The sequence below is a fragment of the Magnetospirillum sp. 15-1 genome (assembly GCF_900184795.1).
Lineage (GTDB): Bacteria > Pseudomonadota > Alphaproteobacteria > Rhodospirillales > Magnetospirillaceae > Phaeospirillum.
Window position 1 is genome coordinate 202040 of sequence record NZ_FXXN01000026.1, and the last position, 26509, is coordinate 228548.

Annotated in this window: 35 protein-coding genes; 26 read left to right on the forward strand and 9 right to left on the reverse strand. The window is 65.1% G+C overall.

All coding sequences use genetic code 11. The annotated features are described in order from the left end of the window. The first annotated feature begins 66 nt into the window (after nt 1-66). The 12 genes from CP958_RS16480 to CP958_RS16535 all read left to right on the forward strand — a co-directional run bounded on the left by CP958_RS16480 (nt 67) and on the right by CP958_RS16535 (nt 8815). Nucleotides 67-297, forward strand: coding sequence for a hypothetical protein (locus CP958_RS16480; protein WP_052473386.1), 231 nt, complete (start codon nt 67-69; stop codon nt 295-297). After that, nucleotides 287-502, forward strand: a complete 216-nt coding sequence (locus CP958_RS16485; RefSeq protein ID WP_024078965.1) for a hypothetical protein — start codon at nt 287-289, stop codon at nt 500-502. Before CP958_RS16480 ends, CP958_RS16485 begins: the two co-directional genes overlap by 11 nt. Then, entirely contained in the window at nt 499-789 is a 291-nt protein-coding gene (locus CP958_RS16490) for a hypothetical protein (RefSeq protein WP_141400546.1), read from the forward strand. Before CP958_RS16485 ends, CP958_RS16490 begins: the two co-directional genes overlap by 4 nt. Before the next feature lie 2 nt (nt 790-791). Further along, the gene (locus CP958_RS16495) at nt 792-1271 is read left to right on the forward strand and encodes a hypothetical protein (protein ID WP_096703317.1); all 480 of its coding nucleotides are present in this window, start codon (nt 792-794) and stop codon (nt 1269-1271) included. 98 nt (nt 1272-1369) lie between these two features. Then, entirely contained in the window at nt 1370-2206 is an 837-nt protein-coding gene (locus CP958_RS16500; protein ID WP_096703318.1) for an ATP-binding protein, read from the forward strand. Between the two features lie 19 nt (nt 2207-2225). Next, on the forward strand, nt 2226-2966 hold the full coding sequence (locus CP958_RS16505; RefSeq protein WP_096703319.1) for a hypothetical protein: 741 nt from the start codon (nt 2226-2228) through the stop codon (nt 2964-2966). A gap of 37 nt (nt 2967-3003) precedes the next feature. Next, the gene (locus CP958_RS16510) at nt 3004-3231 is read left to right on the forward strand and encodes a hypothetical protein (RefSeq protein ID WP_096703320.1); all 228 of its coding nucleotides are present in this window, start codon (nt 3004-3006) and stop codon (nt 3229-3231) included. Nucleotides 3232-3371: 140 nt separating this feature from the next. Beyond that, a complete protein-coding gene (locus tag CP958_RS27070; protein WP_242442943.1) occupies nt 3372-3599 on the forward strand; it encodes a DUF6511 domain-containing protein in 228 nt (75 codons plus the stop codon). 8 nt (nt 3600-3607) lie between these two features. Then, entirely contained in the window at nt 3608-4405 is a 798-nt protein-coding gene (locus CP958_RS16520; protein WP_096703321.1) for a hypothetical protein, read from the forward strand. Further along, on the forward strand, nt 4402-4998 hold the full coding sequence (locus CP958_RS16525; protein WP_096703322.1) for a hypothetical protein: 597 nt from the start codon (nt 4402-4404) through the stop codon (nt 4996-4998). Before CP958_RS16520 ends, CP958_RS16525 begins: the two co-directional genes overlap by 4 nt. A 2-nt stretch (nt 4999-5000) precedes the next feature. Then, entirely contained in the window at nt 5001-6308 is a 1308-nt protein-coding gene (locus CP958_RS16530) for an AAA family ATPase (protein WP_242442944.1), read from the forward strand. Next, entirely contained in the window at nt 6305-8815 is a 2511-nt protein-coding gene (locus tag CP958_RS16535) for a VapE domain-containing protein (protein ID WP_096703323.1), read from the forward strand. Before CP958_RS16530 ends, CP958_RS16535 begins: the two co-directional genes overlap by 4 nt. Nucleotides 8816-8883: 68 nt before the next feature. On the opposite strand, the gene hxsC is transcribed toward CP958_RS16535, so the two are convergent. From hxsC to CP958_RS25990, 4 genes are read right to left on the reverse strand one after another with little or no spacing between them, the layout of a single operon-like run. Continuing rightward, a complete protein-coding gene (gene hxsC / locus CP958_RS16540; RefSeq protein ID WP_096703324.1) occupies nt 8884-10017 on the reverse strand; it encodes a His-Xaa-Ser system radical SAM maturase HxsC in 1134 nt (377 codons plus the stop codon). Next, entirely contained in the window at nt 10005-11501 is a 1497-nt protein-coding gene (gene hxsB / locus CP958_RS16545) for a His-Xaa-Ser system radical SAM maturase HxsB (RefSeq protein WP_141400547.1), read from the reverse strand. Before hxsB ends, hxsC begins: the two co-directional genes overlap by 13 nt. Next, the gene (gene hxsD / locus CP958_RS25985) at nt 11494-11844 is read right to left on the reverse strand and encodes a His-Xaa-Ser system protein HxsD (protein WP_242442980.1); all 351 of its coding nucleotides are present in this window, start codon (nt 11842-11844) and stop codon (nt 11494-11496) included. Before hxsD ends, hxsB begins: the two co-directional genes overlap by 8 nt. Before the next feature lie 5 nt (nt 11845-11849). After that, nucleotides 11850-12155 carry a hypothetical protein gene (locus tag CP958_RS25990; protein ID WP_141400549.1) on the reverse strand — a complete coding sequence of 102 codons (306 nt, stop codon included), beginning with the start codon at nt 12153-12155 and terminating at the stop codon, nt 11850-11852. Between the two features lie 665 nt (nt 12156-12820). On the opposite strand from CP958_RS25990, the gene CP958_RS16555 reads away from it, so the two are divergent. The 6 genes from CP958_RS16555 (at nt 12821) to CP958_RS16580 (ending at nt 18111) form a co-directional block, all read left to right on the forward strand. Beyond that, the gene (locus CP958_RS16555; protein WP_096703327.1) at nt 12821-13288 is read left to right on the forward strand and encodes a hypothetical protein; all 468 of its coding nucleotides are present in this window, start codon (nt 12821-12823) and stop codon (nt 13286-13288) included. Continuing rightward, nucleotides 13285-13476: a hypothetical protein gene (locus CP958_RS16560; RefSeq protein ID WP_096703328.1), complete on the forward strand. Its 192-nt coding sequence runs from the start codon at nt 13285-13287 to the stop codon at nt 13474-13476. Before CP958_RS16555 ends, CP958_RS16560 begins: the two co-directional genes overlap by 4 nt. After that, nucleotides 13469-13957, forward strand: a complete 489-nt coding sequence (locus CP958_RS16565) for a DUF6362 family protein (RefSeq protein ID WP_096703329.1) — start codon at nt 13469-13471, stop codon at nt 13955-13957. Before CP958_RS16560 ends, CP958_RS16565 begins: the two co-directional genes overlap by 8 nt. 343 nt (nt 13958-14300) lie before the next feature. After that, nucleotides 14301-15977 carry a DNA cytosine methyltransferase gene (locus tag CP958_RS16570; protein ID WP_096703330.1) on the forward strand — a complete coding sequence of 559 codons (1677 nt, stop codon included), beginning with the start codon at nt 14301-14303 and terminating at the stop codon, nt 15975-15977. Then, nucleotides 15974-16840 (forward strand): phosphoadenosine phosphosulfate reductase family protein, encoded by an 867-nt coding sequence (locus CP958_RS16575; RefSeq protein ID WP_096703331.1) that lies wholly within the window; start codon nt 15974-15976, stop codon nt 16838-16840. Before CP958_RS16570 ends, CP958_RS16575 begins: the two co-directional genes overlap by 4 nt. Nucleotides 16841-16842: 2 nt before the next feature. Then, a complete protein-coding gene (locus tag CP958_RS16580) occupies nt 16843-18111 on the forward strand; it encodes a site-specific DNA-methyltransferase (RefSeq protein WP_096703615.1) in 1269 nt (422 codons plus the stop codon). Here CP958_RS16580 and CP958_RS16585 read toward each other — a convergent pair. Next, a complete protein-coding gene (locus CP958_RS16585) occupies nt 18098-18307 on the reverse strand; it encodes a hypothetical protein (protein ID WP_242442945.1) in 210 nt (69 codons plus the stop codon). The two genes, CP958_RS16580 and CP958_RS16585, sit on opposite strands and share 14 nt — an antisense overlap. Nucleotides 18308-18309: 2 nt before the next feature. Beyond that, nucleotides 18310-18474 (reverse strand): hypothetical protein, encoded by a 165-nt coding sequence (locus CP958_RS26465; RefSeq protein ID WP_170959005.1) that lies wholly within the window; start codon nt 18472-18474, stop codon nt 18310-18312. 92 nt (nt 18475-18566) lie between these two features. Here CP958_RS26465 and CP958_RS16590 point away from each other — a divergent pair, with 92 nt between their 5' ends. Both CP958_RS16590 and CP958_RS16595 read left to right on the forward strand, forming a co-directional pair. Next, entirely contained in the window at nt 18567-18776 is a 210-nt protein-coding gene (locus CP958_RS16590; protein ID WP_096703333.1) for a hypothetical protein, read from the forward strand. A 66-nt stretch (nt 18777-18842) separates the two neighbouring features. Beyond that, nucleotides 18843-19112, forward strand: a complete 270-nt coding sequence (locus tag CP958_RS16595) for an HU family DNA-binding protein (RefSeq protein WP_170959006.1) — start codon at nt 18843-18845, stop codon at nt 19110-19112. Nucleotides 19113-19213: 101 nt separating this feature from the next. On the opposite strand, the gene CP958_RS16600 is transcribed toward CP958_RS16595, so the two are convergent. From CP958_RS16600 to CP958_RS16610, 3 genes are all read right to left on the reverse strand, one after another. After that, a complete protein-coding gene (locus CP958_RS16600) occupies nt 19214-19411 on the reverse strand; it encodes a hypothetical protein (RefSeq protein WP_096703334.1) in 198 nt (65 codons plus the stop codon). Nucleotides 19412-19420: 9 nt separating this feature from the next. Further along, nucleotides 19421-19984, reverse strand: coding sequence for a DUF3489 domain-containing protein (locus CP958_RS16605; protein WP_096703335.1), 564 nt, complete (start codon nt 19982-19984; stop codon nt 19421-19423). Between the two features lie 102 nt (nt 19985-20086). After that, nucleotides 20087-20308, reverse strand: a complete 222-nt coding sequence (locus CP958_RS16610; protein ID WP_096703336.1) for a hypothetical protein — start codon at nt 20306-20308, stop codon at nt 20087-20089. Nucleotides 20309-20407: 99 nt separating this feature from the next. On the opposite strand from CP958_RS16610, the gene CP958_RS16615 reads away from it, so the two are divergent. The 6 genes from CP958_RS16615 to CP958_RS16640 are packed head-to-tail and all read left to right on the forward strand — an operon-like array spanning nt 20408 to nt 26507. Continuing rightward, nucleotides 20408-20968: an elements of external origin gene (locus CP958_RS16615; protein ID WP_096703337.1), complete on the forward strand. Its 561-nt coding sequence runs from the start codon at nt 20408-20410 to the stop codon at nt 20966-20968. Further along, nucleotides 20934-22892, forward strand: a complete 1959-nt coding sequence (locus CP958_RS16620) for a phage terminase large subunit family protein (protein ID WP_096703338.1) — start codon at nt 20934-20936, stop codon at nt 22890-22892. The genes CP958_RS16615 and CP958_RS16620 overlap by 35 nt, the downstream gene beginning before the upstream one ends. 2 nt (nt 22893-22894) lie before the next feature. Further along, entirely contained in the window at nt 22895-23104 is a 210-nt protein-coding gene (locus tag CP958_RS16625) for a hypothetical protein (RefSeq protein WP_024080787.1), read from the forward strand. A 2-nt stretch (nt 23105-23106) separates the two neighbouring features. Continuing rightward, nucleotides 23107-24900: a phage portal protein gene (locus CP958_RS16630; protein ID WP_242442946.1), complete on the forward strand. Its 1794-nt coding sequence runs from the start codon at nt 23107-23109 to the stop codon at nt 24898-24900. Further along, nucleotides 24897-26105, forward strand: a complete 1209-nt coding sequence (locus tag CP958_RS16635; protein WP_096703339.1) for a S49 family peptidase — start codon at nt 24897-24899, stop codon at nt 26103-26105. Before CP958_RS16630 ends, CP958_RS16635 begins: the two co-directional genes overlap by 4 nt. Before the next feature lie 12 nt (nt 26106-26117). Next, nucleotides 26118-26507 carry a head decoration protein gene (locus tag CP958_RS16640; protein WP_096703340.1) on the forward strand — a complete coding sequence of 130 codons (390 nt, stop codon included), beginning with the start codon at nt 26118-26120 and terminating at the stop codon, nt 26505-26507. Nucleotides 26508-26509 lie beyond the last annotated feature (2 nt).

Genomic DNA, 26509 nt, shown 5'->3' on the forward strand with positions numbered 1-26509 from the left:
ATGTAGGAAATTAACAATCTTTTCCGTTTGACGCAAGAGGCGCATGCGGATTTTATATTTCCTATCATGAGCACATTAAGCGAACAGTTCCGCGCCACCGTCGAGGCTTTCCTCGCCAATAGCGGCTTCAAGCCCACCGAGTTTGGGCGTCAAGCCGTTGGCGATCCATCGTTTGTGCTCGGCTTGCGACGCGGCCGTTCACCGACATTGGCGACCGCCGACAAGGTGATGACCTTCATTCGGACGATCGAAACGACCGTCCCGCGAACGGCAAGGAATAGGAAGAATGACGACTGATCGTCCTATCTCTCACATCAATCAGGTCCAGCTCTCCCGCCGGTGGGGCTTGAGCCCCCGCACGCTGGAGAAGTGGCGCTGGCGCGGCAAAGGCCCTCGCTTTCTGAAGCTGGAAGGCAAGGTGGTCTATCGCTTGGACGATGTGGTCGCCTACGAGGCCGATCATATGCGCGAGCGCACCGGTGAAACGCGGGTCGCATCATGACGCCCATTACTTCACCCGTAATGAATGAACACAGCTTTCTCGCCTGGATCGATCAAGCCCAGCCCGGCGACAGCATCTCGTATCACGAGGGCCTGCTGGGCGTAGATCGGGCACGAGATCCCTCGGCTTTGCCCGGATCCGCCCGTTCCGAACTCGACCGTATCGCCGACCACGCCATGGCGCAGGCCAAAGACGGTTGCCTGCTGCTCGTGCAGCGCCGCATCGCCGAAGACCGCATCGCCTACATCGCCATCAAGGCGAGCGGCGACAAGCCCCGGAGGAACTGATTATGACCATCCCCAATCGTCCCAGCCTCGCCGACATGATGCGCCTGCCGCTGGGTGAGGCCGCCAGCCTGCCGGCGGAAATGCTGGCCCTGCTGCAGGAAGAAGCCGAGCAGACCGTGCGTCTCGCCAAGATGCAGAAGGACTGGCTCGACGGCGCGCTGACCCGCCGCTACGCCAACCTCGCCACCGAGCTGCGCAGCCGTGAGGGCAAGGATACCGGCACTGTGCGGTTCGACGACGGCGACATCACCGTGGTAGCCGATCTGCCCAAGAAGGTGGAGTGGGACCAGTCGTTGCTGACCGCCATCGTCGAGCGCATCCGCGCCAGCGGCGATGATCCGAGCGAATACATCGAGACCGCCTTCAAGGTGCCGGAGCGCAAATACGGCGCTTGGCCCGCCCACATCCGCACAGCCTTCGAGGCGGCCCGCACGGTCAAGACCGGCAAGCTGACATTCACGCTGAAGCCCAACACCCCCTGAGACAGCGGCGGGGCTGCCCGTTCCGCAAGGGCGGGCCGGCATCCCTTCGGCGCCCGGTCAACGCCCCGCCGTCCCTCACATCAAGGAGACCAGATCCCATGGCCGTTCGCATCATCACCGCCGACGAGCGACTGTCGTCCGCCGGCAACAAGACCTCGGTGGCCATCTTCGGCCCACCTGGAGTCGGCAAGACCTCGCTGCTGAAGACCCTGCCGCCCGCCCACACCGTCTGCCTCGACTTGGAGGCGGGCATGAAGTCGGTCCAGGACTGGTCCGGCGCCAGCATCCCGGTGCGCAGCTTCGGCGACTTCCGGGACTTGGTGGTGCTGATCGGCGGCCCCGATCCGGCGGCCGATCCCAATGCCTATTACAGCGCCCAGCATCACCAGCATGTGCGTTCACTCTATGCCGGATCGGGCGTCGAGGAATTCCTCGCCTCCATGCCGGTAATCTTCGTCGATTCCATCACCGACCTCACTCGCCAGGCCATGGCCTTCGCCAAGCAGCAGCCGGAAGCCTTCTCCGATCGCACCGGCAAGCCCGATATCCGCGGCGCCTATGGCCTGCTGGGCCGGGAAGTCATCCAGGCGCTGAAGCACCTGCAGCACGCGCCGGGCAAGACGGTGATCTTCGTCGGCGTGCTGGAGAAGGTCACCGATGAATTCAACGCCATCAGCTGGCAACCGCAGATGGAGGGATCGAAGGCGGGGCGCGAACTGCCCGGCATCGTCGATCAGGTCATCTCAATGCACCTGTTCTCCCACGACGCCGACGGCAACTGGGAACTGAACGAGAAGGCCGCCGAGCGCCGCCTCGTTTGCCGCTCCGGCAATCCCTATGGCCTGCCCGCCAAGGATCGCTCCGGTCGACTCGATGTGACCGAACCGCCGGACCTCGGCGCCTTGCTTTCCAAGATCAACCGTATCCCCGTCTGATTGAAAGGAACCCATCACCATGTCCTACGATTTCAACGACGCCCAGGCCCAGCGGATGCCCGCGGGTGAACTGATCCCGGACGGCACCTTCGCCAAGGTCCGCATGACCATCCGCCCCGGTGGGGTTAATGGCTCGGTGCCGATGGATGCCGGGCTGCTGAAAGCCGCCGCCGAGAGCGACGCCAAGATGCTGGACTGCGAATTCACCGTGGTCGAGGGGCCGTGCGTGCGCCGCAAGTTCTGGCAGAACTTCACCGTGGCCGGCGGCAAGCTGGACGACAAGGGCCAGTCCATCGCCTGGAATATCTCCAAGGCATCGTTCCGCGCCATGGTCGATTCGGCCCTTGGCCTCGACCCCAAGGATATGAGCGATGCCGCCAAGGCAAAGCGGGTCTTGCTGGGGTTGAAGCAGTTGGACGGGATCACCTTTGTCGCCCGCATCATGGTCGAGCCGGCCAGTGATCCGGACAAGTATCACGACCAGAATCGGCTGGCCAATGTGGTGCTACCCGGCGACCAGCAATACGCCCTGATCATGAAGGGCGAAACGGTGGAACCGGAACCCATCAACGCCAAGCCGCGCAAGTCGACCAAGACCGCCGCCGGAGGCAATTCCCCTGCCTGGGCCACCGAGGCAGCCCCGGCCCAGGGGCCCCAACAGCAGGGGGGAGCGGCGTGGTCTCAGCAGCCCCCGGCAGCGGCCCCGCCGCAGGCTTCACCGCAGCCGGCGGCCAACGGCCCGGCTTGGCTCAATGGCTGAGGGAGATGCCGCTCGTCCTCGGGCGGGCGGCCCCACCATGACCGATGATGAATGGCAGGCGCATACGACGCGCCAAGCGGCGAAGGCGATCGGCGAATGGCTCGAAGCCCGCGGAAAACTGCACCAGCCCATAAGGGCGCTGGCCATGTGGGAGTTGGAGGCCATGGCCACCAACGCCATCGGCAGCTTCATCGTGCTGGCCTCGCAGCGGATCAAGGCGGAGCCCGATCAGCACCCGGAGCTGACCCGGCTCTTGCTGGGCTGAGTCTTTGCGCCATCTGCGGTCGCGAGGCCAAGGGCTTCGGTTACGTCCACCGCTTGCGCCATGACGAATACCCGTTCCACCGCTTCTGCTCAATGCGCTGCCAGCAGGCCGGCGCCAAGATCGCAAGGGACCATAACGGCATGATCGACAAGACCGCCCGAGAAAACCAGGCCATCAAGGATGCCCGCCGTCCCTTCGCCGAGGCACTGACGGCGCTGGCACTGATGGAGCCGTTCTACAACCGCACACCAGAGGATATCGACCGCCTGATCGAAGCCGCTGTCACCGGCTACGTCGAGTCCATGCAGCGACAGGCTGGTGTGAAGGAACGCTCCGGCCTGCCGTTCGACGACGAAATTCCATTTTGAGGCCCGCCATGCTCGACCTCAACCATGGCTCCGGCTGCCAGTACCAGAAGCCCGACCACGACCCCGGCATCACCATGGCGGTCAACGCCGCCATCGATGCCGCCCTGGTCGTGCGCAACCGCTCTCAGGTGGCCCGCCAGTATGTCAGCACCTCGGGCATTGGCCGCGAATGCCTGCGCCAGATCCAGTACGACTATCTCGCCGTGCCCAAGGATGAAGGCCGGGATTTTGAACCCAAGACGCTCCGTATCTTCGAGGCCGGTCATCGGGGCGAGGACGTGGTAGCGGCTTGGCTGCGGGCCGCCGGGTTCGATCTGCGCACCGAGCGTCGCGACGGGCGGCAGTTTGGGTTCTCGGTGCTGAACGGTCGCTTCAAGGGCCATATCGACGGCTGCCTGGTCGGCGGGCCGGTGGCTATGGGCTATCCCGCCCTGTGGGAGAACAAGGCGCTGGGCGTATCGTCCTGGAAAGACGTGGTGAAACGCGGCGTGGTGCTGTCCAAGCCGGTCTATGCCGCCCAGCTTGCCCTCTATCAGGCCTATATGGATCTGCCGGCCCCGGCGCTGTTCACCGCGCTCAACCGGGATACCTGGGAAATCCACTGCGAACTGGTACCGTTTGACGCCGCCCTGGCCCAGACCATGAGCGACCGTGCCCTCCAGGTGGTCCAGGCCAGCGACGCCCAGGAGATGCTGCCCCGCGCGAGTGCCGAACGGACCTCGGTGGTTTGCCGCGGCGGTAAGACGGCCGACGGCTGGCACGGGGCCTGTTCCTGGCAGGACCGTTGCTGGGGGACGTGCCGATGACCGGTAAACGCCGCGGCCTCAGCTACGACGTTCTTCAGGTTCGCGACATCACCGGACCACGCACCATTGCCCGCCTGTGGTGCGCCCAATGCGGCGACACGCTGGATATCACCTTGAACAGTGCCCATCACGCCGATGGTGTCGAGCGCATGGCGCGGGCCAAGGGATGGGACTGTGACAAGAACCGTCCGCGCCGCACCATCTGCCCCGACTGCAAGGCCCGTCCGAGCCCGCCGATCAAACCGGCTGCGCCGAACCCCATCAAACCCACCATCAGGAAGGAAATGCTGATGACGACGCCCGCCCTCCGCCCCGCCACCCCCGACGAGCGCATGCGCATCCGCCACAAGCTGGATGGGGTGTTCGACGATGCCAAGGGCATGTACCTGGATAGCTTCAGCGACCAGCGAGTTGCCGAGGAATTGAAGCTCCCGCGCAAGATGATCGAGCAGATCCGCGAAGCAGCCTATGGACCCATCCGCACCGATCCCGAAATCGAGCAACTGCGCACCGACATCGCCTCCCTGGTCTCCCAGGCCAGCACGCTGGCCAACCGACTGGCCGATGTCGAAAAACGCTATCTGGCCCGGTGACGATGATGGGCGACATCACTCCGTCGGACATTCAGGCCCAGGCCATCGCCGCCATCCGCCAGTGGTTCCAGAACCGCACGGACGAGCAGCAGGTGTTCCGACTGTTTGGCTTTGCCGGAACGGGAAAATCAACCGTGCTGAAATTCGCCCTCGACGATCTGGGCCTCAGCCCCCATGCCGAGGATCGTCCCGGTGTGGTCACCGCCACCTTCACCGGCAAGGCCGCTCTGGTGCTGCGGCGCAAGGGAACTCCGGCGCGGACCATCCACAGCCTGATCTACAGCGTCATTGAGGCGACAGAAGAAGAGGTCGAGGAAGCCCAGAAGCGCATCGCCGAGGCCGAGATCAAGGCCCGCACTCTTGGCGGGTTCGATCGCACCACCGCGGAAGCGGCCATCGAAGCCATGCGACAAGCGGTGCGCGAAATGAAAAAACCGCGATTCTCCCTCAACCCCGCCAGCGCGGCCGCTGATGCCAAACTGATCGTCCTGGACGAGGTGTCCATGGTCGGCGAGGACATGGCGACCGACCTGATGAGCTTCGAGCGCCCTATCCTGGTGCTGGGCGATCCCGGCCAGTTGCCGCCGATCAAGGGCGAAGGTGCCTTCACCAAGGACGCCCCAGACGTCATGCTGACCGAGATTCACCGCCAAGCAGCCGAAAGCGCCATTATCCGGCTGGCAACGATGGCGCGTGAAGGCCGTCCCATCGGCTTCGGCCAGTACGACGACCATGCCTGGAAAATGCCCATGGCCGACGTCACCCCGCCGCAGGCATTGCGCGGCGGACAGGTCATCTGCGGTCGCAACGCCACCCGGTTCCAGTTGAACAATGCGTTGCGCCGTGCCGCCGGCTTTGGCGGATCGTACCTGCCCACCGGCCCCAACGAGAAAATCATCTGCCTCAAGAACCAAAACGACCTTGGTCTGATCAACGGCATGTTCGTATCGCTCTCCGACATCGTCGACGAGGGCAGCCTGTATTTCTCGGCGGTGGGCATCGACGAGGATGGCAAGCCGGTCGGGCATCCGGGGACCAACGGCAAGCCCGGCCGTCTCCTTATCTATAAGGGCCACTTCGAGGACCATGTCGCTCTCGATGCCCATCGCCACGACCGCGACTGGAAGAATAAACGCCTGCTGACCGAGGCCACCTTCGGCTGGGCCATCACCTGTCACAAGGCCCAGGGCTCCAGTTGGGGGAACGTCGTCGTCTGGGACGACGGTCTGGGCCGCACCGAGCAGGATCGCCGCCGCTGGCTCTACACCGCCATTACTCGTGCCGAAAGGGGGCTGGTGATACTCGCATGATCGACCTCAACGACGTCTGGCAACCGCCTGCACGTTTTGATCTGCCCGAAATCCGGGGTCGCCTCGCCGCCACGGCACCGGACTGGCTGCCCGGACTGTTTCCGCATGGCCGCCTGTCGCCGGATCGCCGGACGCTGCGCTGTGCCGATCTGGCGGGGCGGTCGCCGCGTAAGGAGGGCTCGTGCATCATCCATCTTGCCGGCCACCATGCCGGCTGGGGCTTCGACCATGCCACCGGCGAGAGCGCTGGTCCCATCGATCTGATCCACCACGCCACCGGTCTCGCCGACCGCGATCTGTTCGAGGAAGCCGCCCGGCTGGCGCGGATGGATCTGCCAGCCCCGCAACGAGCCATGACGCCCAAGCCGACGCATGACCTGGAAATCGCCCGCATCCTCGGCGGTGTCCAACCGCTGGTCGGCACCATCGGCGAGACCTATCTCCGCCACCGTGGTATCGGCGATCCGCGGTCGCCCGACCTGCTGTACCACGACGACCTGCCCGATTTCGATGGACGGCGCGGCTGGCCGGGGCTGGTGGGGATCGTCCGTGACGGTGCCGGCAATCCTGTCGGCGGCATCCACCGCACCTTTCTGCTCGACGACGGTAGCGGCAAGGCGCCACCGGGCAAGAAGATGCTGGGGGCGGTCGACGGCGGCAGCGTGCGTCTCGCCCCCATGCCCGCCGACGGCCACCTCGGAATCGCCGAGGGCATCGAGACCGCCCTGTCGGCCTGGGCCATCTTCGGCATCCCCACCTGGGCCGCACTGTCGGCGGGAGGTATGCGTCAGTGGCAGTGGCCCGAGGGCACAAGCCGCGTCACCATTTTTGCCGATGCCGGCGACGCCGGTCAGCAGGCCGCCGCCACCTTGGCCGATCGTCTCAACGCCGCCGACATCCCGTCCACCATCGTCTCGCCCCTGCACGGGGATGATTTCAACGACGACATCGGGAAGGGGGCGGTGGCTGCATATTATAACAAGCTGCCGTCAATCGTGGAGCCGCAGATCCCCACCAGCTTCAATGATCTGCGGGCTGCCGCGCTGAAGCTGACCTTTCCGCCCGACATGGACAAGTTCAGCCAGGTGCTGGGGCAGCTTGCCCGCGCCAAACTCGAACCCGCCCATGAACGCGAGGTGCTGGTGGCCATTAAGGCGGCAGCCCGTATCCCGATCGCCACCACAGAGAAGCATCTTGCGATACTACGCAGTGAATTGCGCAGCGGCGACAGCACGCAGTCCGCCCGCCCGGCCTGGTTCGCTCAGATCCGCACCGGCACCGACGGCAATCCCGAGCGCAACGAGGCCAACGTGATCACCGCCCTATCCTGCGACGCGGCCTTCGCCGGAACACTGATCTTCGACGAGTTCCGCCAGGAAATTATCGTCAATCGACCTCTGCCCTGGGACGATGGCAGCATCACCATTCCCCGCCCCTGGGGCGAGGCCGACGACGTCCGTTGCGCCGAATGGCTCCAGCGCCGAGACATCAATGTTTCCCCCAAGGTGGTGGCCCGCAGCATCGGCGCGGTGGCCAAAACCATCCGTGTCCATCCTGTGCGGGAATACCTGACCAATTTGAAATGGGACGGCATCCCCCGGCTGGAAGCCTGGGCCATCACCTATCTCGGTGCTGCCGATACCCGCCTATCTCGCGCCTTTGGCTCCCTGTGGGTGCTGTCGGCGGTGGCCCGCGTCATGGACCCTGGGGCCAAGGCCGATCAGGTGCTGATTCTGGAAGGGCCGCAGGGGGCCAAGAAATCGACCGCGCTGAAGACCCTGGCCGGGGTGGAATGGTTCACCGACGAATTGGCCGAGATCGGCAGCAAGGATGCCGCCCAGCAAACACGCGGCGTCTGGATCATCGAGATCGCTGAACTCGACGCCATCGGCCGTGCCGAGACCTCCAGGATCAAGTCCTTCCTATCCCGCTCTGTCGATCGGTATCGCCCGCCCTATGAACGCTACGTCATCGACGTGCCGCGCCAGTGCGTGTTCGCGGGCACCGTCAATCCCGACACCTACCTGCGAGACGAAACCGGCAACCGCCGCTTCTGGCCCGTCCGCTGCGGCAAGATCGACATCGCCGCGCTCCGCCGCGACCGCGACCAGCTCTGGGCCGAGGCCATGGTCTGGTACGCCAACGGTGTCGAATGGTGGATCGAAGACGAAGAAACCAAGCGTATGGCCGAAGACGCACAGGAAGAACGGTACCAGGGTGACGCCTGGGACGGCCTGATCGATCGCTGGCTGGTCTACGACAAGGAGCGGGTCAACCAAGGCTATGGCGCCTACGACAATTGGCGTGACGTCGAGGTTGCCCGATCCGAACCGCTGACAGACCTGTCCATCGGCGAGGTTTTGCAGAATGCCATCGGCATCGAGCCGGCCAAATGGACGAAGAGCGACCAAATGCGCGTCGGTGCGTATCTCAAGACCCGTGGCTGGGAACGGTATCGCCGTCGCTCTGGCGGCGGGCTTGAATGGCGGCATCGGAAACCAGACTGACTGCCATCATCACAGTGCTTGTGCAGGCCACGCGGGCTCAATCCGTCAGGGCGGAGACCAAAAGGCCGTCAAATGATGCGAGAGATCGCTCGGCTTGGTCGCGCGGTTCCCGAGGTAAAGAAGCCGGGACAATGGTCTCGAACCGCACACCCGGCGCACTCTTCGATGAGGATCTGTTTGTGGTCAGAGATGCTCTTTCGAGCCAGGCCCCACGCCGCTTGCGGTAGGACACAAAGCGGGAGGTTGTAGATCGACACGTCGACGCCTCGACGGAATAGGTGTTCGGACGCCGCCAAAAGCCCGTCGGCGTAATCGATGGGGTCAATCCAGAGGCTGTCCCAGTTCTTCTTCACGTAGCCCATCTGCTCGAGGCCCATGAAGGCGACTTGGGCGACGAACGGCAGCTTGCGCCAGACGAACTCGGCGAGCTGGCCAAGTCGAGGCACGCTCTGGGCGTGAAGGACCACCCGGATTTCCGCCTCGATGCCATGGGCCTCCAGATTGTAGAACCCGGCCAGCGTCTGGTGGAACGCACCGCGGGCCTGGGCGATGTGGTCGTGGACGTCTGGCACGTCGGCATGGAGCGGGATGCTGAACCGCAGGTTCGGGTGCCTGACGGCGGCGATGGCCGACACCAACGCCGGGTCGGCGAAGGTTCGCCCATTCGACAGGGAGGTTATGGCGGTGTTCGGCAGATCGGCCTTCAAATGTTCCAATAAGCGCACGAACCCGACTCCGAACAAGGTCGGCTCGCCGCCGGTGATGCCGAGCCGGACGGGAGGCTGGTCTTTGAGGAGGCCGATGATGCGGTGGCAGGTGCCCAGCATGCCGTCGTCGTCCTTCGGAGGCTGCGAGCACATCAGGCAGTTGCTGTTGCACCGCTCGGTGACGAACAGGGCGTTGTGCGGGGAGCCTCGGCGGAACAGCGTTCGGGTCCGCCCATTCGTGCCGTCGACCATCACCAAGTCGCCATCGGCCAGATGGGACAGGTCGTCGTAGGCGCCGATGCGCGGACCCTCGGCTTCCCTGCCCTCCATCAGCACCGCGGCGAAGGACGATAGGTCGACATCGGGAACCCGCCCGCTTCGACAGACCAAGACGGTGTCAGCGGGCGACGCCACCGCAACCGTCTCGGACACGCGCCCAATCACGGGCTCGAACGGGTGGGAAAAGCGCCCATGGGCGGCCATCACGACAGCCATGGCGGCCTTGGCAGGCGGGGATTTCCGACATTGAGCCACCCGAGCAGGATGCTCATGGTCTCCTTGTCGGCTTTGTCGAGTAGGTCGAACAGGGTGGCGAAGACGGCCTTCTGCTTTTGGCAGAACCCGCTGGTCGGACGGTGCCCGACGAGGTCGCCTTGGGTGCGGTAGTGGCGGATAGGGTCGGCACCGCAGTAGGGGACGTAGGCGCAGTCCGAGCAGCCCGGCAGGGATTCCGCTACGCCGGAAGCCGCGAGGAGCTGCATGGTCTTGCCGGTCATCAGGTCGATGTAGGTGTCCGACACGGAGCCGAGCCGGAAAGTCTCGTCGCCCATCTCGGCGAGCATGCGGGCTTCGTCGGAGGCGTAGACGCCGCCGTCGTGGTTGTAGAGCACGACGCCGAAGCCTTCTCCGGTGGGAGATTGGAGATCGATGAAGCCGACGCCGAACGGCGTCAGGATTTTGCGCAGCAGGATGGAGGCGTAGCCTTCGACCATGGGGACGCCGCGGCGGTTCACGTCGAGGATGTGCGCCAACGCCTCTTTGTAGAAGGCGGCGAACTCCGCCGTGTCGTAGCCGACGGCCTTGGCCGACTTGGTCGCGAAGCCGTAGGGATTGAGCTCGCGCAGGAAGATCGAGTGCAAGCCGAGGGCTGCGTATTCGTCGATGATCTCGCGCGCCCGGCCAAGGCTGTGCTTGGTGGTGGTCATCAGCGCCGACACGCTGCCCGGCCCCAGCTCTTCGTGGCAGCGCCGGATGTTGGCGGCGACGATGGCGTGGGCCGCCGAGCCCGCCAGGGGGCGGTTGCGGTCATGGAGGTCGGCGGGGCCGTCCAGCGACATCGAGATGGCGACGTCGTGCCGCTTGAAGAAGGCGATGTGCTCGTCGGTCAGCAGCGTCAGGTTGGTGCAGATGACGTAGCGCAGGTCCTTGCCCGCCCGGACAGAGCGTCCAGCGGCGGTCTCGACCATCCAGTGCACGGTGTCGAAGGCAAGCAGCGGCTCTCCCCCTTGGAATTCCATGGTGAGGGTCGTGGCCGGCGCCGCCAGCATGAGGTCGATGGCGCGGGAGGCGTCTTCGCGCGTCATGTCTACGCCCGGGGCCGACACATCCGCGCGGGAGACCTGGCAATAGCCGCAGCTTTGGTTGCAGCGAAGCGTCGGCACGAAGATGTGGAGTTTAGGCCCGCCTTCCAAGAAGGCCTTCTTGGTCCGCCACTGCGACGCGGACGCGCGCAGCTCCGCGGCGTCGGGGCCGTGCGTCAGGAAGGAGCGGGATTTCAGATCGAGATATTCGGAGGAGCCGATGGCGAGCGTCCCGGCGGCGAAGTCTTCGAAGACAGCCCTTTTGACGATGACGAACTCGCCGCCCGAATGCGTCATCAAGACGCGCTCGGCGTCGAGCCGTTCGAACCGGAACGGCATCGGGCGGTAGGGGCCCGCCTCAACATAGGCGTCTCTGTCCTTGAAGCGGGTGTCAGCCACCTGCCGCTCTTGGCAGCAGTTGGACGAAGGCGCGTTGCAAAAGGGCCTCCTGTGTCCCGCGCGTTTCCTCGGCGATGCGGGCGCGCAGGGCGAAATCGACCAAGGCGTTGCAGAACTCCCCGCAGGCGGCGGTGAGCTCCAGGCCCTCGCGCCCATCCTTCGTGCGGATCTCCGCGACCAGTCCGCCCTCTTGGCTTCGCCCGACATGGACGTGGCAGCGATCCGTCAGCCAATAGGCCGCCTTCAGAGCCACGTCTTCGGAATACAGCCCGGGGTCGAGGGCGATGACGGCGGCGGCGCCGCGCTCATCGACGACGACTCCGGACGAACTTGGAAAACCCACGACGATCAACGCGACGAATAGTGCGACGAGTGGGAGGCGTGGGACGAGTGGGAATAGTGGTCCGCCACCATGACGCCGGTGGCGGGGTCGCGCCGCACGATGTCGAGCAGGATGGCGCCCTCGGACGACGGAGCGACGGCAAGTACGCTCGAAGTGGCGACGGTGGCCGACTCGGTTGGGGTGGACGACGAAGCGTTGGCATCCGTGGCAACCACGGCGACGCCCGCCGCGACCAGCGCGCCGACGACGCACTTCTCGGCGATATCCAGCGCCGTGGACGACAGCTGACTCTTCATCTTGTCCTTGCCCATGGAAATCCCCTTTTGGATTGCATTTCTTCCGGGAGGATATCACCGGTCGGACCTGTTGGCGAGTCCGGAAGGACAGCCAATGATGGATGTCGTCGAAAGTATGGCCATGGACGGGACGTTTCGCCCACCAAGTGACGGGCAGCGTAAATCGGGAACATCAGCACTATCACTGGGCGGAAAAAAATGCCAGGAAGCGCCCGATCGGCCGATAATCTGGCATTCCCATTTTATCACAAAGCGTTCAGCGGACTTCTTCATGCGCTTGCCATGCACACGTCTAGTGAATGGCTTGCACCAATCTATGCCCATATTTCAGGCATTGCGTTCCCACCTGTTCCCACTTCATCACCAAGGTGGGAACACAGCAGGCCGCAGAGACCCTGGTTGTTCCTGCTGTTCCCACTGTTCCCACCTTGTTGATGAAGTCTGTAGGGGGATGGAAAAATGATCCATAAAGGTTGTCATGCGCTCTAATTTATACGCCTTATACATTGTAAATTAGTCGAACCCTAGGAGTACTAACGGAACGTGCTTCCAGGTGGGAACGTGGGAACAATCAGTTCCGACCACGCCCGGTCACCGAAATTTCTTGCCGCCGATTCCGCCTTTCCATAGACTCCCCCTCGACCGAAGCCGAAGGCCCACTGTTCTTGTGAGCCTTCACCATGACCACCATCCTCGCCCTTGATCTGGGCTCCACCACCGGCTGGGCCATGCGCCTGGCCGATGGCGTCATTGTCTCCGGCACTATGGAATTCCGCCCCGGCCGATTCGAGGGGGGTGGAATGAGATTCCTACGCTTCCGATCCTGGCTCGACCACCTCGAAGCCGGTGCCAAGGGTATCGGCACCGTGTATTTCGAAGAAGTACGCCGCCACGCCGGCACCGACGCCGCCCACCTCTATGGTGGCTTCCTCGCCCATCTGTCGGCTTGGTGCGAACTGAAGCACATCCCCTATCAGGGCGTCCCGGTCGGCACCATCAAACGCCACGCCACCGGCAAGGGCAATGCTGGCAAGGATGCGGTGGTCGCCGCCATGCGGTCTCGCGGCTTTAATCCCGAGGACGACAACGAGGCCGATGCCCTGGCCATCTTGTCCTGGGCCATCGACACAGCCGGAGGTGTGCGATGAAGTGGCACCCTCCCGGTTTCGGCGGAACCCGCCGTGATCCTGAACAGGTCAAGCAGGATGGCTGGCGAGAGCGCGGCGTCCTGGTCATTGCCGAGGATGACCAACGCCTGACCTGGCCCGAGCGTGAACTGATCCGCCAGTTGGGTGCTAAGCTGTATGGTCCGCGCCCGGAGGTGTCCTATGGCTGAGATCCATTGGACGCCTTCCCTGGTCGAGGACCGCCTCGCCGAGGCTGCTGACACCCTGCGCCGCCTGCCTGAAACCAGAGTTCAGGGGCATGCCAGCATTTGGCCGCCGTATGTGCAGGAATGCTTGGAATCCGCCGAGGTGAAGCTACGCCGTCCGCCACCCTCCGCCGCCGCCATCACCCGCATGGACGAAGCCTTGCCCTGGTTGCGCCACCTCGATCCCTCCGACGCCAAGATCATCTGGCTGCGGGCCACCAACGCGCCATGGAAGGTGATCTGCTGGAAGGTCGGCATGACGCGGGCGACCGCTCACCGGCACTGGCTGTTCGCACTGTGCGTCATGGCCTGGAAGCTGAACGGCAAACGCATCCCTCGTCACATTTCCAAGGTCGATCTGATCGCCCGGACCAAGGCGGCGGAGGAAAGCGAAAAGTGTATCGATACATCGCAGGGCGCGACAGTGATGGCCAGTTTGGGGTAGATGTAATTCTAGGCTCGCAGAACGGGCGGCGGCGACGATCACTAAATGATCCGCCGCCCGAAGCGGGCGAAAGATTAGAACAAGCCAAGGCGAGGGGGCGCGGAATATCGCGGGTCCTCCCTGGAGCACACGCTATGCGGGGGGCATCAGCGCCCGATTTCGCTAGCGACAGCCGAAAAATCAAGGCTACCACCCCGTACCAGTTGCCACCCCGGAAGGCGCGTTTGTCCAAGGACATCGCGCCTTTCACGCTTTCGGGCGGGGTGGTACGGGGGGGTGGTAGCCAGCCCGGTAGCCGCCTTCCGGCTACCACCCCTGTACCACCCGTACCACGGCTACCACCATGCAACTTGCTCTCACCGAGCCGGTATCCCCGGCGCTCGACTCCATGCCGCACGCCCAGGGGCTGGTCTATGGCAGCGTGTGCAGCGGAATCGAGGCGGCGACGGCGGCCTGGGAACCGTTGGGTTGGCGGGCGGCGTTCTTCGCCGAGATCGAGCCGTTTCCTTCCACCGTACTGGCGCACTGCTATCCCACCATCCCGAATCTCGGCGATATGACAGCCATCGACGGTTCGGTATGGCGGGGCAAGATCGACGTGCTGGTGGGTGGCACGCCCTGTCAGGCGTTCTCGGTGGCGGGCCTGCGCAAGTCGCTGGACGACGCCCGTGGCAACCTTGCCCTCAAATTCGTGGAACTCGCCGATGCCATCGATCCAGCTTGGATTATTTGGGAAAACGTCCCCGGAGTCCTGTCCACCCGCGACAACGCCTTCGGATGCCTTCTGGGCGGACTGGCCGGAGAAGATGGTCCGGTTGTCCCGCCAGGGGGCAAATGGTCGGACGCTGGTGTTGTCGTTGGACCCGCGCGCACAGTCGCGTGGCGGGTGCTCGACGCCCAATATTTCGGCCTGGCCCAACGACGCCGTCGTGTGTTCGTTGTCGCAGGTGCTGGAGACCGGGCAGATCCCGTCCAAGTACTTCTTGAGCGCCAAGGCCTGCGCCGGGATTCTCCGCCGAGCAGAGAAGCGGGGCAAGGCGCTGCCGGTTCGGCTGCATGCCGCGCTTATGGCGGCAACAATACCTCCGGCCCCATCGACGTCGCCACCGCTCTGAATGCCTGTGCGTCTGCCAGTGGCCGGATGGATTTCGAGAGCGAGACCTTCGTCGCCACAACCTTGCGGGCCCGCGATCTGTCCCGTGGCGTCGATAGCGACTGCACCGACACGCTGATCGCCCACACCTTGCGGGCCAAGGCAAACCTCGCCCATCGGCCCGACATCGACACCCTGGTTACCCATTCCCTGCGCGGCGAGGGCTTCGACGCCTCGGAAGACGGCACCGGACGCGGCACCCCGTTGGTGCCGGTGGCCATTCCCATTCAGGAGGCCGGTGCCCGCACCGGCATCAGCACCACCGACGTGCGGGCCGGAATCGGTGTCGGCAGTGATGGCGATCCGATGTTCACTTTGCAGGCGGGCAAGCAGCACGCCGTGGCGTTCAATCTGCGCGGCCGCGACGGTGGGGCGCAGGCCGAGATCGATGCCGACAACCTCGCCAGCCTGCGGGCGGCCAGCGGCGGCTCCAGCCGCAGCTATGTCGCCTTCGCCCAGAATCAGCGTGACGAGGTCCGCTCCCTGACCGTGGCTGGTGCCTTGGCGGCGGAGCCGGGAACCAAACAGCAGACTTACGTGGCGTTTGATTGCAAGGCCGGCACCGGGTTCCAGACGATCAATGCCGATGGCGTCACTCCGACCCTGCGGGCCATGTCGGCTCAGGGCAGAGAGAATGGCGGCGGCCAATTGGCGATCCAGCACGACATGGCGGTGCGCCGCCTGACGCCCCGCGAATGTGAGCGGCTCCAGGGTTTCCCCGACGATTACACCCAGATCCTCTGGCGCAAGAAGGCTGCCGAAGATTGTCCCGACGGCCCCCGCTATCGGGCACTGGGCAACTCCATGGCCGTGCCGGTGATGCGCTGGATCGGGCGCCGCATCCAGGCGGCAGGACAACGGTCATGACCCGCAATCCCTATCGCATCGACGGCCCGGCCCTGGTGTCGTTCTCGGGCGGGCGCACGTCCGGCTACATGCTGCACCAGATCCTGGACGCCCATGATGGCCAACTGCCCGCCGACATCCATGTGGTGTTTTTCAATACCGGGCGGGAATTCGAGCAGACCCTGCGCTTCGTCCACGAATGCTCGGTGCGCTGGTCGGTCCCGATCACCTGGCTGGAATTCGATCCCGCCGAGCCGTTCGACACCAGCGTGGTGGGCTACAACAGCGCGTCGCGCGACGGCGAGCCCTTCGAGAAGATCATCAAGGTCCGGGGCTTCCTGCCCAACCCGACCATGCGGCTCTGCACCCATTACCTCAAGGTCAAGCGCGGCATCGCCTTCATGCGCGACATGCTGGGTTATGAGGAATGGGTCAACGTCGTCGGCCTGCGCCATGACGAGCCCCGCCGGGTCGCCCGCCAGAAGGCCATGAACGAAGCCGGCAAGGAGCGGTTCGAGACCGTCCTGCCGCTCGACGCCGCCAAGGTGAATCGCCGCGACGTGTCGGCGTTCTGGAAGCGCCAGCCCTTTGACCTCGGCTTGCCCGACAACAACGGCAAGACGCCGCTCGGCAACTGCGACCTCTGCTACATGAAGGGTGCCGCCACCATCAAGGGGATCATGCGGCTGTTCCCCGAGCGGGCCAGATGGTGGATCGACATGGAGCGCAACGCCCCGGCGCTCGGCACCCTGACCAAGCCGGAGATGGCCCTGTTCCGCGCCGACCGGCCCAGCTACCGCGAATTGCTCAATTTCGTCCGCCACCAGCGGGATTTCGAGGGCGGTCCATCCGATGACTGCCTGCCCTGCGATTGCACGGACTGATCATGACCCAACCGTTTCCCGACACGGTCGAGGCTTGGCCCATCGACCGGCTGATCCCCTATGGCCGCAATGCGCGGACCCATTCGGACGGGCAGGTCGCTCAGATCGCCGCCAGCATGGTCGAGTTCGGCTGGACCAACCCGGTTCTGGCCGACAGCCGGGGCAACGTCATCGCCGGGCATGGCCGACTGGCCGCCGCCAAATCCCTGGGCCTGGATACGGTGCCGGTGGTGATTCTCGATCATCTGAGCGAAGCCCAGCGCCGCGCCTACATCCTGGCCGACAATAAGCTGGCGCTGAATGCCGGCTGGGACGACGAGACTCTGGCGGCGGAACTGCACGCGCTGAATGCCGAGGGCTATGACCTCGACCTTATCGGTTTCTCGGAAGAGGAACTGGATGCCCTGATGGCTCCCCTCGACGACGAGGGCGACGGCCAGGGAGAAGGTGACGAAGACGAGATCCCCGAACCGCCCGTCGATCCGGTGACGCGGCCGGGCGATTTGTGGATCTTGGGCCGCCACCGCCTGCTGTGCGGCGACAGCACCGTCGCCACCGATGTGGAGCGTCTGCTGGCCGGAGCCACGCCGCACCTGATGGTGACCGACCCGCCTTACGGGGTGGAATACGATCCCACTTGGCGGAACGAAGCCGGGGTGTCGTCCTCGGCCCGCACCGGCAAGGTCGCCAATGATGACCGCGCCGATTGGCGGGAAGCCTGGGCGCTATTTCCCGGAGAAGTGGCCTATGTCTGGCACGCCGCGATCTTCGCCAAGGTGGTGGCCGAGAGCCTGGAAGCCAACGATTTCAAAATCCGCGCCCAGATCATCTGGTCGAAGAATCGCTTCGTCCTGGGCCGCGGCGACTACCACTGGATGCACGAACCCTGCATTTATGCTGTGCGCAAGACCGGCACCGGCCATTGGCAGGGGGCGCGGGATCAGGCCACCGTCTGGGCCATCGGCAACAACGGTGATGAGGACGAGGCCACGGTTCATGGTACCCAGAAGCCGGTGGAATGCATGCGCCGCCCGATCCTCAACAACAGCGCCGAGGGCGATTCGGTCTACGAGCCTTTCGCGGGCAGTGGCACCACGGTGGTCGCCGCCGAGACCACGGGTCGCATCTGCTTTGCAATGGAACTGAACCCGGCCTATGCCGACGTGATTATCGGCCGCTGGCAGAAGCTGACCGGCCAGAAGGCCGTGCTGGACGGCGATGGCCGGAGCTTCGAGGAACTCGCCGCCGGGAAGGCAGTCAGCGCAGGGTAATCCGGCGCAGTGAATGCTGGTACTTGGCGTCGGTGGGCTTCCAGTTCAGCGGCTGGCAGCCGAGGCGCAGGTCGCGCTCCCAGAATTCGAGGATCTGCTGGTTGGAATAGCCCTTGCCCCGGAAGTATTCGAAGTCGGTCTGCGACCACTGCGGATGGGCCTTCAGGGCGGCGGTGGGGCGAACGGTCAAGGCCATGTTCACTTCGCCTCCTGGCCGGCTGCGTAGGCGGCTTCCAGGGCGGCCTTGATGCCCCAGACCGAAAGCTCGTGGAAGTCGAGGCGGTCGCCGTTGCGGGTCGCCAGGGTTTCCAGGTCCAGGATGGTGGCTGCGATCTTCGCCAGGGCTTCGTCGCGGGTTTGCATCGTGGTGTTCCTCCGTTTTGGTGGCCCCAGTAACGCTCCATGCCACGGCCTTATCAAGTCGATTAATCAATCGTTTTCAATGGATTATACTGATGGCACAATCCCGCCGCATGTCGTTGACCGAGGCCATCGCCAACGTGGTCATCGGCTACATTCTGGCGGTGGCGACGCAGGTGGCGGTGTTCCCGCTGTTCGGCATTCACATCGCCCTGGCCGACGATCTGATGATCGGGCTGGCGTTCTTGGTGGTTTCTCTGTCACGCAGCTATGTGCTGCGGCGGATGTTCGAACGAATCCGGTGAAGGCTTGGATTTGGCGCCAACCGAATCTACTGTTCGAAATCGCATCCAAGAAAGGCTTCGTTAACCATGTCCAAGTCCGCCCTGTCAAAGTCCGTCCGCGAGGCCACCGGTTGCACCGTCGCCCAGGCCGATGCCGCCGTTGACGCAGTGTTGAACACCATCGTCGAAGGCGTGAAGACCGACGGCAACTTCCGCCTGATCGGCTTCGGCACCTTCGCCAAGTCGGAACGCGCCGCACGTCAGGGCCGCAATCCGAAGACCGGCGAGGCCATCGACATCTCCGCCTCGACGAGCATCAAGTTCAGCACGGCGGCGGCTTTGAAGAAGTCGCTGTAAATCATGGCGATCAATCCCGAGCATGTGGACCGCGCGTCAAGGGCAAGTGACCATCTTGCCCTTGACCAAGCCCTGATGGTGCTGACCGAAATCGAGCGCCATCAGCGGATTTCGTCAACACCGGAGACGTAGGCATCTGCCTTGTTCCAGGAGCCCTCGTCGAGTTCCCACTCGGTGTCGGTACTCTCAAACAGTTTCTCGATGGCCGCCGTTTCGGCCTGCTCCGGCGTTTCGGTCTCGACCTGGACGATGGTACTTTCGGTGACGTCGCGGGTGATGATGACGCTGTAGCGGGGCATGGGCGGCTCCTACTCGGCGATTTTATAGGTGCGACCGCGCCCATCGACCTTCTCGCTGGTGATCGTCAGGCCCAGCTTCTTCTTCAAGGCCCCGGCAATGGCCCCGCGAATCGTATGATTCGCCCAGCCAAATTCTGCAGTAATCTCGTCGATGCTGGCCCCTTCAGGCCCCTTCAGCATGGTGATCAGGGCTTCCTGCTTCGTCCCCTGGCGGGTCTTGCGCGGCGTATTCGCGCCGTCGGCCTCCGTGGGCGCGGTTTCCGGCTGGTCGGCCATGTCCGTCGCCGGTTCTTCTTCCGGGGCGGTGGCCGCGCCCGTGTCGGCCATCATGCCCAACGCGGTGTAGGCGGCAGGCGTGGCCCGCAAGGTGAACGGGATCCCGTCCTCGTCCTCGCGCCAGACCGGCATACCGGGTTCGGCGGGAATCTCCTCGGCCAGTTCCTTCTTGATCAGGCTGGTCAGTACCATCTTCACCGCGCCCCCCTTCAAGGCGGCGGTGATGGGCAGCAGGAAACCGCCTTCGCGGGCGCAGGCGGTGGACAGGATGATGGCTTGGGTATCGGACAACGACATGGTGGTTCCCTCCGGGATGCGGCGCGGGCCAGTCCCGCCGCCTGTACCACCCCAAGCCCCGCCAGCCTGAAGCCGGGCGGAGCGGGAAGGAAAAGCCGTCGATCAGACGGCGAATTCGCCCTCCTGGAAGGCGCTGTCGGTGATGCGCTTCAGCATCTCGGCATGGTGGGCCATGGTCCCGGCGTGGCCCCAGTTGATCTCTTCGGGCGTCCGGTTGAAGTGGTCGGCGCTCAAAGTCTGCAGCCGGGCCAGCATCGCGTCGAAGTCGGACTTCTTGGCAATAAAGGCGTCGATGGCCTGGGTGTTCTCGCTGCGCTTCGTCATGGTTCCCTCCGGTGTTCGTGGGACCATCCATCGCTCTACCGGGCGATGACATCAACTCGATAAGTCGATCATTAGATTGCTTTCTGCGGGGTTCCGGCCATGGGACTGTCGATACGCGCCTATGCGCGGCATCGCGGGGTCAGTCACGTCTCGGTGCTGCGGGCCGCCAAGGCTGGACGCATTTCCCAGGAGCCGGACGGCACCATCGACCCGGCCAAGGCCGATGCCGCCTGGGATGTCCAGACCGATCCGGCCCGCAAGGCTCCGGCACCTGCGCCGGAGAAGGCCACACCGATTCCGTTATCGCCGCCTTCGGTACCGTCAGCCGCACCACTTCCGTCACCCCAGCGTGATTCCCTGCCCTCGACAGGCACCAATTTCACCCAGGCCCGTACCGCTCACGAGGTGGCCAAGGCCCAGAAAGCCCGCATCCAGGTCCAGCGCCTCAAGGATGAGGTCATCGATCGCGCCAATGCCCTGGCCCTGGTGTTCAAGCTGGCCCGCCAGGAACGCGACGCCTGGGTTGGCTGGCCCGCCCGTGTCGCCGGGTTGATGGCGGCGGAGGCCGGGCTGGACCCGCATGTGATGCAGGTTTTGCTGGAAACCCACGTCAGGGCGCATCTGAATGAGCTTGCAGACATCAAGCCGGACTTCCGGTGAGTTCGACGGCGCGGAGCTGATTCTGTCGGCCTGGAGCGACGGAATGCGGCCCGACCCGCTGCTGACGGTGTCGGAATGGGCCGACCAGCACCGGGTCCTGTCGTCGCGCGCTTCCGCCGAACCAGGCCGCTATCGCACCAATCGCACGCCGTATTTGCGCGAGATCATGGATTGCCTGTCGCCGTCGCATCCCTGCCGGCGGGTGGTGTTCATGAAGGGCGCCCAGGTCGGTGCCACCGAGGCCGGCAACAACTTCCTCGGCTTCATCATCCACCACGCCCCTGGTCCGGTGCTGGCGGTACAGCCCACCGTCGAGATGGCCAAGCGCAACTCGCGCCAGCGCATCGACACCCTGATCGACGAAAGTCCCATCCTGCGGGAACGGGTCAAGCCGGCCCGCTCGCGCGACGCCGGCAACACCATGCTGTCGAAGGACTTCCCCGGCGGCACATTGGTGATGACCGGGGCCAACAGCGCGGTGGGCCTGCGCTCCATGCCCGCCCGCTACCTGTTTCTCGACGAGGTCGATGCCTATCCGGCTTCCGCCGACGAGGAAGGCGACCCGGTGGCGCTGGCCTGCGCCCGCATGGCCACCTTCGCCCACCGGGCCAAGGCGTTCCTGGCCTCGACGCCGACCATCCGGGGGCTGTCCAGGATCGAGCGGGAATACGAGGCCTCCGATCAGCGCCGTTTCTTCGTGCCGTGCCCCCATTGCGGCGCGATGCAGTGGCTGAAGTTCGAGCGGCTGAAATGGGACAAGGGCCAGCCGGCCTCCGTCCATTACCGGTGCGAGTCCTGCGACCAGCCGATCACCGAATCGGCCAAGGCCACCATGCTGGCGGCAGGAGTGTGGCGGGCGACGGCGGTGGCCGAGGATCCCGGCACCGTCGGCTTCCACATCTCGGCCCTCTACTCGCCGCCGGGCTGGCAATCCTGGGAGAGCATCGCCCGCATGTGGGAAACAGCCCAGGGCAATGACGACGCGCTCAGGGTATTTCGCAACACCGTCCTGGGCGAGACCTGGGTCGAGAGCGGCGAGGCACCCGATTGGCAGCGCCTCTACGACCGCCGCGAAACTTGGACCAACGGCACCGTGCCCGCTGGCGGGTTGTTCCTCACCGCCGGTGCCGACGTGCAGAAGGACCGCATCGAGATCGATGTCTGGGCCTGGGGCCGTGGCCTCGAAAGCTGGCTGATCGATCACATCGTCATCGACGGCGGGCCGGAACATGCCGAGACCTGGGCTGCGCTGGAGCGGGTGCTGGGGCAAACCTGGACCCATGCCAGCGGCGCGGCCCTGAAGATCGCCCGCCTCGCCATCGACTCCGGCTACGAATCCTCGGCGGTCTACACCTGGGCTCGCCAGATGGGCGTCGGCCAGGTCTCGCCCATCAAGGGCGTCGAGGGCTTCAACCGCTCCAGCCCGGTGTCGGGGCCGACCTTTGTGGACGCTACCGAGGGCGGCAAGAAAGTGCGCCGTGGTGCCCGCCTCTGGACGGTGGCGGTGTCCACCTTCAAGTCGGAGACCTATCGCTTCCTGCGGCTGGAACGGCCCACCGACGAGGAATTGGCCGAAGGAAGCCGTTACCCGGCCGGAACGGTGCATCTGCCATCGTGGGCGGAGTCCGAGTGGTGCAAGCAGTTCGTCGCCGAGCAGTTGGTGACGGTCAAGAACCGCCGCGGCTTCACCAAGCTGGAATGGCAGAAGCTGCGCGAACGCAACGAGGCGCTGGATTGCCGGGTCTATGCCCGCGCCGCCGTCTGGATCGTCGGTGCCGACCGCTGGTCGGAGGCCAAGTGGCGGGATCTGGAAGCCCAGATTGGCCCGTCCAAGACGGTTCAACCCGAAGAAACCCAGGCGGGCCAGATCCGCCGCACCGTTCGTCGCCCACGGCGCATCATCAAGTTCAGCGGAATGCACTGATCATGACTCTCGACGAAATGAAGGCCGAGCGCGAGCGCGTTCTGGCGCGGCGCAACTCGCTGGTCGCCCGCGTCACCGTCGGCGACCGCACCGTCCAGTACGACCTGACCCAGGCCAATCACGTCCTGGCCGATCTCGACCGCCGCATCGCTGTGCTGGAAGGGAAAAAGCCCCGCCGCCGCATTCTTGCCGTCGCCACCAAGGGGCTGTGACCATGCTGTCGGCCTTCCGGCGAAAGGTAGGTGCCCTGATCGGCGGCTTCGAGGCCGCCCAGGGCAGCCGTCGGCTCAAGGGCTTCCAGCCCAGCCGCGCCCACGTCAACACCCTGATCGCCGCCGCCGGGTCGGACATCACGGCGCGCGCCCGCCATCTGGTTCGCAACAACGGCTATGCCCTCAATGCCGCCGAAAGCTGGACCGGCAATGTCGTCGGCACCGGCATCAAGCCGTCGTCGCTGATCGCCGACAAGGATCTGAAGACCCGGGTGCAGCAGCTCTGGCTGGCCTGGACCGATGAATCCGATGCCGAGGGCCTGACCGATTTCTACGGCCAGCAGCGCCGCGCCGCCCGCGAGGTGTTCATCGCAGGCGAAGTGTTCTTCCGCCTGCGCCCGCGTCGCCCCGAGGACGGCCTGACGGTGCCGTTGCAACTTCAGATGTTGCCCTCCGAGATGTTGCCGCTGACCCGAACCGAGATCCTTCCCAACGGCAACACTATCCGCCAGGGGATCGAGTTCGACCGCATCGGGCGGCGGGTGGCCTATCACTTCCTGCGCCGCCACCCCGGTGATCTCACCGATCCCGGTCTGGCCGGCGAGACGGTGCGGGTGCCGGCCGCCGAGATCATCCATGTCATCGACCCGGTGGAATCCGGCCAGTTGCGCGGGGTGTCGCGGCTAGCCCCGGCCATCGTCAAGCTGTTCCTGCTCGACCAGTACGACGACGCCGAACTGGAACGCAAGAAGATCGCGGCCATGTACGCCATGTTCGTGACCTCTCCGGCCCCCGCTGACGTGATCGACTTAGTGCCCGCCGATGACGGTTCCGGCGACCGCATTGTCGAGGTTCAGCCCGGCCAGGTGGTGCCGCTGGAGCCGGGCGAGCAGATCCAGACCTCGGCTCCCGCCGATGTCGGTGGATCGTATGAGCCGTTCGAGTATCGGACGCTGCTGCAGATCTCCGCCGCCACCGGCATCCCCTACGCCTATCTGTCCAACGACATGCTGAAGGCCAATTACTCCAACTCGCGCATGGCCCTGCTGGAGTTCCGCCGCCGGGTCGAGGCATGGCAGCACTCGGTGATGGTCCACCAGATGTGCAGGAAAGTGTGGCAGCGCTGGTTGGATGTGGCCGTGCTGTCCGGGGCGCTCGAGATTCCCGGATATGAGCGCAACCGCGCAGCCTTTATCGCCTGCTCCTGGCTGCCGCCGAAATGGGACTGGGTCGATCCGCTGAAGGATGCCAAGGCCGAGATCGAGCAGATCGACGCAGGGCTGAAAAGCCGGACTCAGGCATTGGCCGAACGCGGCTACGACGCCGAGCAGGTGGATGCCGAGATCGCCGCCGATAAGGCCCGCGAACAGCAGCTGGGGCTGTCGTTTGGCGCCACGCCGCCGGCAGCTCCCACCCATGACACCAGCCCCATCAGCCGGAGGATGGATATGAGCGAACGCGCCTTCAGTATCGACACCGTCAGTGAGGTGACGGGGATTTCACGAGCGAACCTCCACCAGATGATTTGCCGCCGGCATTTCGTGCCCATCCACAGCACTCGAAATGGCGTTGCTCGTGACTTCACGCTGCGGGACATGGTGCATCTCGCCGTCATTTCCGATCTGCGCTCCATCGGCATCGATCTCAGGCGGGCGGTGAATATGGTCGGCTCCTCGGCTGATGGCACAGCAGGGCGGGATATTGTCACCTGCCGCAGCGGCGATATCGAAATCACCGTCGATGTCGCCCGCATCGCCGACCGTGTCCGCGACCGGATGGCGGGGGAGCGGTCATGACGGACCTCCCTCATCTCGCGGCTCGCCTGTATGGGACGCCGCTGCTGGTCGCCCGCAGTAAGCTGGATGTGATCCTGGGTGCTCTCGGCCCCCGGCTGGCTGGGCAGTCCATCTCCTTCGACGGCGATACGGCTCCGTCCGCCGATGTGGCGGTGACGCTCGATGGCATCGCCATCGTGCCGGCGATCGGCACCCTGGTGGCGCGCTCGGGCTACCTGGGCGCCGCCAGCGGCCTCACCGCCTATTCCGACATCGCCGATGCCATTGAGGCGGCGGCCACTGATCCCGGCATCCGCGCCATCCTGCTGGATGTGGACTCTTCCGGTGGCGAGGTCGGCGGCCTGTTCGATCTGGTCGACCACATCCAGGCCATCCGCGCCCAGTGTGGCAAACCCATCTGGGCGGTGGCCGACGAGGCGGCGCTGTCGGCGGCCTACGCCATCGCCTGCACCGCCGACCGCCTCTACGTCACCCAGACCGGTGAGGTCGGCTCGGTCGGGGTGGTCGCCATCCATGTGGACGAATCCGCTGCCGATGCCCAGGCCGGGCGAGCCTGGAGCTTCATCCATGCCGGGGCGGCGAAGGTGGATGGCAATCCCCATCAGCCGCTGTCGGACACCGCCCGCGCCACGCTCCAGGCCGATGTCGATGCCTTGTACGGAAAATTCACCACCCTGGTGGCCGAGCGGCGGCGGTTGTCCCCCGACGCCGTGCGGGCCACCGAGGCTGCGGTCTATCGCGGCGACCAGGCGGTCGCCGCCAAGCTGGCCGACAAGGTCGGCACCCTGCGTGTCGCCCTGGCTGATCTTGGTGCCGTGCTGGCCCGACCCACCGTTTCCCGTCCCATCGCCGCCCGAAAGGAAGTCCCGATGTCCGAACCCCAGGGGGAAATCCCCGTGATCGCTGCGGTACCGCAGCCGCCCGCCCAGCCCAACGCCGATCTGGAGCAGCGCCTGCGGGCCGAATATGCCGAGATCAGCGCCATTTCTGCCCAAGCCGCTCGCCTGGGCGTGACCATCGATCCGGCGGAAGCCATGGCCAAGGGTATCCGCCCCGAGGCCCTGCGCCGCACCGTGCTGGATCAACTGGCCGAGCGTTCCGATGCCACCGACGTGGTCGCCGCCGCTCCGGCGGGTGCGGCCCCCAAGGCGGACACAGAAAGCCCCATCGTCCGGCGTGCCCGTGAAGCCGCCGCCCGGAAATAAGGACACGCTGCCATGCCTGTGCTGAATGCTTCGCCCACCCTGGGCGATCTGCTGAAGTTCGAACTGAACGCCAGCTACACCCGCGAGACCGTCACCCTGAAGGCGGGCACGTCCTATCCCCTCGGTGCGGTGTTGGGCCGCATCGCCGCCAGCGGTGAATACCGCCTGTCCCCTGCTGCCGAGGTGGTCGGTGACGAAGGCGCGGAAACCGCTATCGCCGTGCTGCTGCAGGCCGTGGATGCCACCGACGGCGCCGCCACCGGCCTGATCGCCGCCCGTGGCCCGGTCATCCTGGCCGATGCCGCTCTGGCGTTCGACGCCTCGGTCGACCAGCCCGCCGAACGGGCCGCCAAGATCACCCAGCTCGCCGCATTGGGCCTCGTCGCCCGCGCCACCGTCTGATC